The sequence below is a fragment of the Haloferax sp. s1 genome, assembly GCF_058382125.1.
Window position 1 is genome coordinate 1 of record NZ_JBZRPK010000620.1, and the last position, 10,125, is coordinate 10,125.

The 10,125-nt window shown below is 55.0% G+C and carries 9 protein-coding genes and 1 pseudogene; 5 read left to right on the forward strand and 5 right to left on the reverse strand.

What is annotated here, in order from left to right; all coding sequences use genetic code 11:
- From QT222_RS13110 to QT222_RS13120, 3 genes are all read right to left on the reverse strand, one after another.
- A partial coding sequence (locus QT222_RS13110) for an NAD-binding protein (protein WP_491477425.1) occupies positions 1-223 on the reverse strand: 223 nt, incomplete at its 3' end.
- A gap of 24 nt (positions 224-247) precedes the next feature.
- Positions 248-466, reverse strand: coding sequence for a hypothetical protein (locus tag QT222_RS13115; RefSeq protein ID WP_491477426.1), 219 nt, complete (start codon positions 464-466; stop codon positions 248-250).
- A complete protein-coding gene (locus QT222_RS13120; protein WP_491477427.1) occupies positions 466-2,079 on the reverse strand; it encodes a TrkH family potassium uptake protein in 1,614 nt (537 codons plus the stop codon). Before QT222_RS13120 ends, QT222_RS13115 begins: the two co-directional genes overlap by 1 nt.
- A 227-nt stretch (positions 2,080-2,306) precedes the next feature.
- Between QT222_RS13120 and QT222_RS13125 the strand changes: the two genes are divergently transcribed.
- The 4 genes from QT222_RS13125 to QT222_RS13140 are packed head-to-tail and all read left to right on the forward strand — an operon-like array spanning position 2,307 to position 5,815.
- Positions 2,307-2,468, forward strand: a complete 162-nt coding sequence (locus QT222_RS13125) for a hypothetical protein (protein ID WP_491477428.1) — start codon at positions 2,307-2,309, stop codon at positions 2,466-2,468.
- Positions 2,461-4,896, forward strand: coding sequence for an amino acid permease (locus QT222_RS13130; protein WP_491477429.1), 2,436 nt, complete (start codon positions 2,461-2,463; stop codon positions 4,894-4,896). Before QT222_RS13125 ends, QT222_RS13130 begins: the two co-directional genes overlap by 8 nt.
- A complete protein-coding gene (locus tag QT222_RS13135; RefSeq protein ID WP_491477430.1) occupies positions 4,893-5,318 on the forward strand; it encodes a hypothetical protein in 426 nt (141 codons plus the stop codon). The genes QT222_RS13130 and QT222_RS13135 overlap by 4 nt, the downstream gene beginning before the upstream one ends.
- 53 nt (positions 5,319-5,371) lie before the next feature.
- Positions 5,372-5,815: a universal stress protein gene (locus QT222_RS13140; RefSeq protein WP_491477431.1), complete on the forward strand. Its 444-nt coding sequence runs from the start codon at positions 5,372-5,374 to the stop codon at positions 5,813-5,815.
- Between the two features lie 53 nt (positions 5,816-5,868).
- Here the strand turns inward: QT222_RS13140 and QT222_RS13145 are convergent, their stop codons facing one another.
- On the reverse strand, positions 5,869-8,091 hold the full coding sequence (locus QT222_RS13145) for an amino acid permease (RefSeq protein ID WP_491477432.1): 2,223 nt from the start codon (positions 8,089-8,091) through the stop codon (positions 5,869-5,871).
- Positions 8,092-8,194: 103 nt separating this feature from the next.
- The gene (locus tag QT222_RS13150) at positions 8,195-8,941 is read right to left on the reverse strand and encodes an Lrp/AsnC family transcriptional regulator (protein ID WP_491477433.1); all 747 of its coding nucleotides are present in this window, start codon (positions 8,939-8,941) and stop codon (positions 8,195-8,197) included.
- 345 nt (positions 8,942-9,286) lie between these two features.
- On the opposite strand from QT222_RS13150, the pseudogene QT222_RS13155 reads away from it, so the two are divergent.
- Positions 9,287-10,084 (forward strand): annotated as a pseudogene (locus tag QT222_RS13155) (potassium transporter TrkG); the annotation flags it as partial.
- Positions 10,085-10,125 lie beyond the last annotated feature (41 nt).

The window sequence follows — 10,125 nt, forward strand, 5'->3', positions numbered from 1 at the left end:
GGTCCGTGGTCGTGATGACGGCGTCAGCTTGCTCTGCACCGGCATCGATTAGCGTTTCTTTCATCGTCGCATCGGCGTTCAGCACGAGAGCGTCGTAGTTACGACTGACCTGCTCGGCGACATCTGAATCAGTTTCGATGACCACGAGTTCGTTTTGCGTCCTCGTGAGAAGATCGAGGACCTGTGAACCTATGTCTCCAGCACCGACGATTATAATGTACATGAGGAAGCGTTAATCTGAGGCCTGCTAAGTTTTACTCTCCGTAGTGGCCATACTTTTGTAGGCAATATAACCAACAAACACACTCGTGTAGGCGACTGCGAATAGAACTGTGAGCGATGTGCGGCCCAGAATTGTAATTAGGACGATCACGAGAGGTCCCAGGAGGAGAAGTATATCGAATACGGTGTCGTCTGCTCCTGCTGCGAGGAGAGAGCCAATAAACGGAATCTTCTCGAGGTGCATTATTCGTAGACCTCCATTGAGACGAAGATGCTTCGGAGTAGGACGAGGACTGGGATAATCTCAAGTCGGCCGATCCACATATTGAAGAGGAACATCACTTTCGTAATCGTGGGCATTCCTGGTCCGGTGATCCCCGACGAAAGACCGACGTTCCCTTGAGCAGAGGCCACCTCGAATAGAACATTTTCTAGCGTGAATCCATCGGGTCCCATAGGGACCGAAAGCATCAGGACAAACGCCCCCAGACCCAAGAAGAGCACCCAGAGGAACGTAATAATCGCGGCTTCTTCGAACTCTTGGGCAGCCTCTTCGGTTGAGAGTGCGCGTCCGTCAAGGCGGAACGTCCGTACCGCACTCGCAGGGTAGAACACTCCACGGATACGGAAGAGGGTGCCTTTGGCAAGCGTAAGGAGTCGAATGAGCTTGATTCCTCCGACAGTTGACCCCGCTGCCGCCCCGACGACCATTCCGAACGTGACTGTCAACTGCGCTTGCGGCGACCATCCTGGACCGAGTGACCCTGCTGTCTGGAACCCGGTACAGGATGCCGCCGAAACGAACTGGAATAAGGCAAACCGAAACGTCTGAAAGAGCGTTGCTGCCTGTCCCTGAAGCACGATGCCAGCAACCACAATCGCCTCTGTTTGGTAGAACCCCTGGTCGAACAGCAGGGCTGTCAGAATCAGTGTTCCGAGTCCGAAGAAAATGAACACCCACCGCGTCTGGAGATCCGAGTAGAAGTTTCGGAGGTCACCCTGCAAGATGAGATAGTGGATCGGAAACGCGATGCTCCCCAGGATCATGATCGGGATCAGTGCGAAGTCGATTGCGACGCTGTCGTAGGTCGCAATCGAGTTGTCGGTAATCGAGAACCCACCGGTTGCGAGTCCGGTCATCGCGTGATTGATTGCATCCCACATCGGCATCCCTGCGAGCCACAGGACGAGAATCGAGAAGAACGTAAAGAGCAGGAAAATCCACCAGATAGTCCTAACCGTCGAAACGATACTCGGGTGGATCTTCTCGGAGCGCGCTTCGCTCTCGTAGAGCGTGAGTGAACCACTCCCCGGGCGAGCGAGAATCGCCGTCGTGAGGACGATGACACCGACTCCACCGACCCACTCGATGAACGAGCGCCACCACTGGAGTGTGTGTGGTAGGACATCCTCATGAACAGACATCGTGAGGCCTGTCCCTGTGAATCCGCTCATGCTCTCGAAGAAGCCATTGAGCGGGTTCTGAAACGCTGCAAGCGTGCTATAGGCTTCTGTCCCCGTTGTCGTGAATCGAACAGGGACATTGAGAACCCCCGGATCGAGCTGAGCAGTCCATGCAATGATCAGGAACGGAACAGAGCCGAAGACTGCGACGAAGAACCACCCAGAGGCAGCGATCATCATTCCGTGCAAGCGACCCGGGTCCTCTGCGTCCTGGAAGGCTCGGGAGAGTCCAACTCCAACGAGCAGGGGGAGTATACCTGAAAGAACCATTCCAGGAACGACCCACCACTCTCGCCAGACGAGAGGGATAAGAACCGAAACGAGGATGAGACCTGCTAGTGCCTCGAGCATCCGCCCGAGGTCGCGAGCAATTGTCCCAAGACGATTGGCCATACAGTTTCCGTTTACTGAACGGTACTTTAAACTGATTGGTTTTGTCCGTAGAGATAGCTTTTCTGATTACGTAACGCAAAATATACTCGTCCGATCTGTACCTTCGGTGCGAAGTACCGGCCTTCAGAATGGGTATTGGATGTTTCGCCAGCCCAATACAATTTATATACCAAATTCAGGTTCCCTCACGATAGTTTTTATAATGGTGTGTGGGAAACTCAAAACACATGGTATCCACGCTGATTCTCGGAGCCATCTTCACGCTGCTTGCGTGGGTCGGACTCCAAGCTGCTGTTATACACGGCAAGTACGTCGTGGATAAAATAGATTCCGGCGAGTACCAGAAAGGCCCGTTCAGCGACGCTATGGACGGTGGTTCCAATGAGTGACGACGAAGGGCTACCGGGCCACAGTAATAACGAAGACCTCGCTCGAGACCTCTCTGTATTCGATATCACGATGATCGGTATCGGTGCCATGATCGGTGCCGGTATCTTCGTCCTCACTGGTCTCGCCGCAGGGCAGGCAGGTCCTGGACTCGTAATGGCATTTGCCTTCAACGGCTTCATCACCATCTTTACAGGGATGGTGTATGCCGAACTGGGGTCAGCAATACCCGAAGCGGGCGGTGGGTATCTCTGGGTTCGTGAAGCGCTCGGCCGGTCGCAGGCATTCCTCGCTGGGTGGATGTCCTGGTTCGCCCACGCTGTCGCCGGTTCACTGTACACGCTCGGATTCGGTGCGTTCGTCCACCTACTGTTGACCGACTACTTCGGTATCGCGCTCTTCGAACCGGTCGATCTATTCTTACTCACGATCGGCCCAGAAAAGATATTTGCAGTGTTCGCTGGTGTACTCTTCGCGTACATCAATTTCCGTGGCGCGAAAGAGACTGGACTCGCTGGCAATATTGTGACCATGGTCAAGGTCACGGTCATCCTCATCCTCATCGCGTTTGGGTTGGGCTACATCTTCGGAAATCCCGCCGAAGCGACCAGTCGATTCCAGCCGTTCCTCCCACGAGACCTCAGTGGTGTGTTTATCGCGATGGGACTGACTTTCATCGCCTTCGAGGGGTACGAGATTATCGTTCAATCTGGCGAAGAGGTCGTTAACCCGAAGAAATCTGTACCGAAAGCAGTCTTCTACTCGATGTCTGTCGTCGTCACGATCTACATGCTCGTGGCGATCGTACTCATCGGTGCAGTCACGGTCACGCCCGACCTCTTCCAACTGGCTCAGGAAGGTGCTGCATCAGGGGCTCACGGAGCGACGAACCTACCTCCGGTCCCGAATACTATCGAGGACGCCGCAGTCTGGGAAATCCTCGGCCACCTCGGAGAACTCGGTCTCGCTCGTGCTGCGGGACAGATCATGCCCTACGGAACGGTCGTCATCCTCGTGGCGGGTATCTTCTCGACGCTCTCCGCACTGAACGCGACGACCTACTCGTCGACGCGTGTCTCCTTCGCGATGGGGAGAGACCACGTCCTGCCGGATGCGTTTAGCGCGGTCCATGACGAAAAGCGAACACCGCACATCGCGACTGCACTCTCCGGGGCACTCATTATCTTCATGGCTGTTGCACTTCCGATCGAGGCCGTCGCGGCCGCGACCGACGTGATGTTCCTCCTGCTGTTCCTCCAAGTGAACTACGCCGCTATCGTGATACGCCGGGAGTGGGGAGACCAGATCGATTACGGATACGTGATGCCGTTCTTCCCCTACGTACCCATCATCGGGATTATCACCAAGCTTGCCCTCGCTGTCTACCTGTTCAACTACAGTCCGCTGGCCTGGTACGGGGCGATTGCGTGGATCCTAGTCGGCGTCGGTATCTTCTTCCTCTACTCTCGCGGGCGCGTGCGTGAGACGGAAGCGAAAGAAGAGACGCGCCTCATCACCGAAGAACGCGCAGCTGAAGACCGTGGGTATCAAGTCTTGATTCCGATTGCGAACCCGGAGAACGCTGAACAGCTCATCCGTGCCGGGAGTGCGGTCGCTCGCCACAAGGACGGTGAAGTTCTGCTCACGAGTGTCGCAACGGTTCCTGAACAGACACCACTCTCAGAGGGACGCCGATACGCAAGCGAACAGCGAGAACTGCTCGACGAAGCAATGCAGTACGCTCCGGACGACGTCCCCGTTCATCAGACCGTGACGATCGGCCACGATATCGGGAGAAGCATCAACAACATCGCATATCAGCGCGATAGCGACCTCGTCCTCATGGGGTGGCGCGGACAGCGGAAACGAGTCTCCGACTACGTGCTCGGCTCGAACATCGACACCGTCGTCGAGAACGCGGAGTGTGACGTCGCAGTGGTAAAAACCGACGGATCACCTAAACCGGGACGTGTACTGGTTCCGACAGCGGGAGGTGCGAACTCGGAGCTCGCCGACCTCTTTGCAGTCGCATACGCGGCGACCGGTGCTGATGTGACGCTCTTCCACGTCGTAACCGACGGAGATGTCGATACAGCGGAATCGTTCCTAGCTGATAAACAGGAGTCGCTGGCAGAATCGGAGATTGATGTTGACACCGCTGTGCAGGAAGGTGAAGACATTGCAAAGACGATTCTCCAGTATGCGCGTAGTGAAGGCTTCGAATCCGTAATCATCGGCGCAGCAGGCGAGGGGATCCTCCGTCGCGTCCTCTTCGGTGAAGTGCCTGAGACAGTAGGTGAAGAATTCGACGGTGAAGTCGTGATGGTTCGGAAACACCGGCCCGTCCACTCGGCAATTTTCGGATTCCTCAGGAAATGGATCGGGAAAGGGGCAAAAGCAACGAATCTCGGTGAGTCGGTGAGAACATGAACCCACCCACTGATTCGGATGAGTTCGACCCGCCGAATCAATCCCTAGGCGGGCAAATCGCCGGAACGATAGAACAGCTCTGTCTCGTCGGAGCACGTGTTTCGGTACCGCTTTTCGTTCCTATTGGGGTGCTCTTCTTTGCGTACCTAATTGGTGGGTACACACTCATGGTACTGGGTGTCTGGACTCCGTCGTACGAGTTTCTCTCCCTCACCGGGGATATCTACTTCGCGTGGCTTGGGTTCCTCTCGGGGTTGGTCATTTGTTTCGGGACCGGCTCGCTCATCGGTCTCGCCTTCCTGACGGATGGTGAAGGCCGCATTCACAACCAAGTCTCGATTCTATCCTCATTCATCGGCTTTGGCTTCGGAGCAGGGCTGATGCGAATGACCTATTCAACAGTCCTCACCACGTTGCTCTGACTCCCGTCAAGTGTTTTATGCCCTATCCGCCCTGATTTCGTAGCGTGATTTAAATGTCGCAATCCCTCTTCAGTCGGGTTATTGTTCCAATCGCCAACAAGGACGATGCTGCAGCGACAGCAGGTGCCTTAATTCCATACGTCGACGGCAGTCCTAGCACAGTAATCGCTGTTCACGTCATCGAGAAAGCTGGTGGTGCCCCCGACAAGGCGTCCGTTGAGCAACGCGAACTCGCTGCCGACGAGATGTTTCAGATCCTGAGAGATCGACTCCAGGGTGTCGATATAGCCCTCCAGACCGAGTATCTATACGGAACCGATGTCGGTGACGCAATAATCACTGCCGCGCACGATTTCGACGCGAGCACCATTGTGTTTACACCTCGAGGGGGAAGCCGCTGGCTGAAACTACTCACTGGAGATGTGACGACAACGCTCGTGAACGAGAGCGATTTACCGGTTCTCGTGCTGCCTGACCCCTCGGAGCAGCCATCCTGACATCTACTAGACGTCCCCTGAGGAGAGCGGTCGTGTCTCTGGCGTGGATACAGTTAGAAGGCGATTCTCTCTACGATTCCCCGAATGAAGCTTTGACTCTTTAACTCTCGTGGGTGGGCCAACAAGACGGTTGCGTCCAATCGATTGCTGATCTCTGTTGCGGGATCGCCGAATGCAAACTCGTGAATCCGTGAATGCACAACTGTCCCGATAACGGCTACATCAGTCTCTTGAGCTGCTGAAACGAGGTCATCGAGAAGATCTGACGTACGAACCACCTCGCTCGTGGTCGGAGCTTCACATAGCGTCTCAAGCTCACGGTGGTAGTCTCGAGTCGCAGTCACCTGTTCCTCAGGGGCGTCCTTGTCAACGGCAGTAAGGAATCGGACTCGCGCGTCGTGGTGAACTGCAAGTGCGTCTGCGAGAGTAACCTTGAGTGGTCGATATGGACCGCGGCGGGTGATAACGGTGATCTCGTTGACGTCGTCGATATCTCGGTCACGGAGAAAGACCGTGTCACAGGGTGCGTGTTCCATGAACCAGTCAACGTCACTTCCGAGTAACTCTGCGTGATAACGGTCAGGTTCCCACTCCCCCATCAGAAGGTCCGCCTCAATATTCGAGGCGTAGTTAACGACAGCACGCCGTAAATCGTGGCTAACGATACTTTGGGCGTGAATCGGTACAGGGAGATCTGCAGCGAGCTCTTGTGTCTTTCGTTCGAACTCGCGGTCCGATTCGTCCATCTCGGTTGCCGACGAAAGCGTGAGTTGTTCAGGAACTTCTTCGAACCGTACAGCATGAACCTGGCCGTCACGCTGGGCGGCAACGCTTGCCGCGGCTGTGAGAAGCGTCCGTTCTCGACTCTGTGAAGTTCGTTCATCCATGGCAACGAGAACTACACTATCTTCATCGACGAACGCTTGTTCGACTTGAGAGAGTGACTTCGCGTCCGCAGACCGACGGACAACATCAAGAGCAGCCCCCTGTCGCTCCGTTTTCGACCGACCGTAGACTAGATACCAAAGGACACCCATGAGAGTAATCCCAACCGCGCCACCGATTGCGACTGGTCCCATCTGTGTGAGTAACACGAGTCCACCAATAATACCGAAGATCTGCACCCATGGATACGCTGGCGAGGTGAACTCTGGGGAGTAGCTCTCCAGGGAGCTTTCGCGAAATGCAATGAGGGCGACGTTGATTAAGGTGAAAATAAGGATTTTGAACGCACTCGCAAGCTTCGCGAGTTCAACGACTGGGACGAAGGCGATGAGCCCAAGTAGTAATCCGCCGGTCAGCAAGACGGAAACAATCGGCGTCTTGAAACGGGAACTGACCTCACGCAATCGCCGTGGAGCCAGTTCGTCACGACTCATCGCGAATGGGAATCGAGACGACGAGAGGATGCCTGCATTAGCCATGCTCGTGAGAGCGAAGATTGCGACGAGTGCGACGGCGAGCTCGCCCCATTGGCCTGCGAACTGCCGAGCAGCAAGTGCCATTGGTGTGAGCATATCGTTCGACATCAGTTCGTTCGGTGGTGAAACACCGACGACGACGAAGACGGTCAGTGTGTAGACGAGCATCATCACGACAACCGAACCGATCATCGCAATGGGGATATTCCGTCCCGGGTTCTCTACCTCTTCAGCTACGGACGCAATTTTCGTGACGCCTGCATACGAGACGAAAACGAAACCCGTCGCTGCGAGCACACCGCTGTTTCCGTGTGTGACGAACGGATCGAAATTGGTACCATCGACGTTGATGATTCCAGAGAACGTGAATGCAGCAAGCGAGAGCAATACCAGACTCACGATAATGGCTTGCAAGCGGCCACTCTGCTTCACTCCAACAATGTTGACGACGACGAGCAGGACACCGAGGCCAAGGCTCAAAAACACCAGATACTCTCCTGGAATCGAGATGACGAGAAGGACGTAGGCCCCGAGTCCAACGAGAGCGAAGGCACTCTTGAATACGAGAGAAAACCAAGATCCGATCCCCGCAATAGTTCCAAGAAGCGGACCCATTGCTCGGTCGATATAGAGATACGTACCGCCAGCCTCTGGCATTGCGGTCGCCATCTCCGCTTTCGAGAGTGCAGCCGGCAGAACGATTAGCCCCGCGAGGAGATACGCAAGAATCACACTCGGCCCTGTCTTCTTGGCAGCGAGTCCAGGGAGGACAAAGATACCACTGCCGATCATCGCACCAATACTGATTGTAATCGTTGCATACAGACCGAGGTCACGTTCGAGTGATTTTGGCATCTGTTAGTTAACCTCCGGCAGAATCAAACCCCGCGACAGGCTCATTGATACCCCCGAGAGATAGCAGTAGGTTAAAACGGCCGGTCTCTCTCTGGGTTCCTACTCACTTGTGGTCGCCGAATGCTTCAACGGTTTCTCTCGTCAGTCCACCTCGACAGAAGAGCGTTACCAAGTCATCTGGGCGGACCGTCGTATCTCCACGAGGTGTTAACATTTCCTCGTCACGCTCGATTGAAACCACCAGAACGTCCGATTGAATAACGCCACCTTCGTTCGCCTCACGCAACGTGAGGCCTGCAACGTCAGCATTAGAAGAGACTGTAAGCTCCACGACTTCGGCACCGCCGGAGAGTTCCATAAAGTCCGCAATCGTATGGCCATCCTGTGACGCCTCTGGGCCGAATTTATGATACGGAAGTATTTGCTCGCTCTGGAGCAAATTCTCCTCTTCAATCTCAAGCCCAATCGCGGAGAGGTCGTTCGCTATCCGGTTGAGCTCCTGCATATCATCACCGATAGCAGTCACGTGGAGATTGTTTCTGCCTTTCATCAGCTGTCGAACACTGACAATACCGGGGATTTCGGCGACTTGTTTCGAGAGGCGGTCACGATCCGGAACCGGACTGGTACAGATATAGAGGTTAGTCAGACGGCCGCCTGCTCGCGAATAATCGACGAGTGCGTGATAGCCCCGAAGAATGCCGGATTCTTCGAGCTGTGAAATTCGATTTCGAATCGTACCCGCCGAGACGTTTACTTCCTCGGCTATTTCGGGCGCGGACGTATTTCGCGCATCCCGAACCAGATGGTAGAGGATTCGTTTGTCTACCTCATCCAAACGGTCGCTCATATCTGACCCGTCACTCTGCAGGGAGATAATCGATTTGGACTCGTACCGACTCCATTGCTATTTCGGTTTGCACAATTTGACCTGTGTAGTTTTACTCGTTAAGTAATCCAATCGGCATATTTATATGGATTGGCGAATTTGGTGGAGAACAGATACGAGAATCGGCTTCGACGGGCGGAGCCTCCTGTCACAAAACCAGATAATCACCCTTGAAACGCGGACCACTGAACTATGTCTCATTCCAACTCATCACCGACGTCTACTGCTGGTCGCTTGAATTTCCTCACGGCTTCGAAGACAGTTATCAGGGACATTGGCGGGCTTCAGGTCCTCATCGGTGGGTCGATGCTCGTCCCAGTACTGGTATCTCTCCTCTACCAAGAGTGGTATTCCGGGCTGTCATTTCTCATCGCAGCAGGCATCACCGCGTTCGTCGGTGGGCTTGCGTACAAACTCTGTGAGGACGCCCCGGAACCGAAGCGACACCACGCGATGATCGTTGCTGCCCTTGGATGGGCCGCAACCGCGTTCTTCGGGGCGCTCCCGTTCGTTATCGTGGCATACATCACGCCGCCAGCAGTCCTCGAATCTTTCGTCCCTGCAGGGGCGGGTTATCAATCGAGCCTGTTGTACTTCCAGAACCCCTTACACGCGTTCTTCGAGAGCATGAGCGGGTACACGACGACTGGTCTGACGATGAGCATCCGCGAACCGTCTGTGGGCCGCGGGTTCCTCTGGTACCGGTCACAGATGCAGTGGATTGGCGGCGCAGGGATGATCGTTCTCTCGTTGGCGATCCTCCGGCAGCCACACGGTACGGCCGGCATCTCGCTGTACCAGTCGGAAGCTCGAAACGAGAAGTTACGGCCGAGCATTGTGGGAACCGCGCGTGCGATCTGGAAGGTCTACGTCGGCATCACCGCTCTGGTCGCGGTCTATCTCGCCGCAGCGACGTTCCTCGTCGCCCCTAATTACGGGATCGAGCCCACGATTTTCGACGCGGTCAATCACGCAATGACCGGGCAATCGACAGGCGGGTTCAGTACGCTCGACGACTCGATTGCCGGTTACGGCTCTTACGCAATATTACCTCACCACAACCCTCGGTTTATTTTAGGGGGGCTACACTTTTCCCGGTATTTTAGGGTGACTTTCTTCCAATAGGTACTGGAGGTTTAATGGCG

What these genes read in the sequence shown, in the direction of transcription:
- QT222_RS13130 (WP_491477429.1), top strand. Translation starts at nt 2,461, where the DNA reads ATGAGTGACGACGAAGGGCTACCGGGCCACAGTAATAACGAAGACCTC.
- QT222_RS13115 (WP_491477426.1), bottom strand. Translation starts at nt 466, where the DNA reads ATGCACCTCGAGAAGATTCCGTTTATTGGCTCTCTCCTCGCAGCAGGA.
- QT222_RS13145 (WP_491477432.1), bottom strand. Translation starts at nt 8,091, where the DNA reads ATGCCAAAATCACTCGAACGTGACCTCGGTCTGTATGCAACGATTACA.
- QT222_RS13150 (WP_491477433.1), bottom strand. Translation starts at nt 8,941, where the DNA reads ATGAGCGACCGTTTGGATGAGGTAGACAAACGAATCCTCTACCATCTG.
- QT222_RS13125 (WP_491477428.1), top strand. Translation starts at nt 2,307, where the DNA reads ATGGTATCCACGCTGATTCTCGGAGCCATCTTCACGCTGCTTGCGTGG.
- QT222_RS13120 (WP_491477427.1), bottom strand. Translation starts at nt 2,079, where the DNA reads ATGGCCAATCGTCTTGGGACAATTGCTCGCGACCTCGGGCGGATGCTC.
- QT222_RS13140 (WP_491477431.1), top strand. Translation starts at nt 5,372, where the DNA reads ATGTCGCAATCCCTCTTCAGTCGGGTTATTGTTCCAATCGCCAACAAG.
- QT222_RS13135 (WP_491477430.1), top strand. Translation starts at nt 4,893, where the DNA reads ATGAACCCACCCACTGATTCGGATGAGTTCGACCCGCCGAATCAATCC.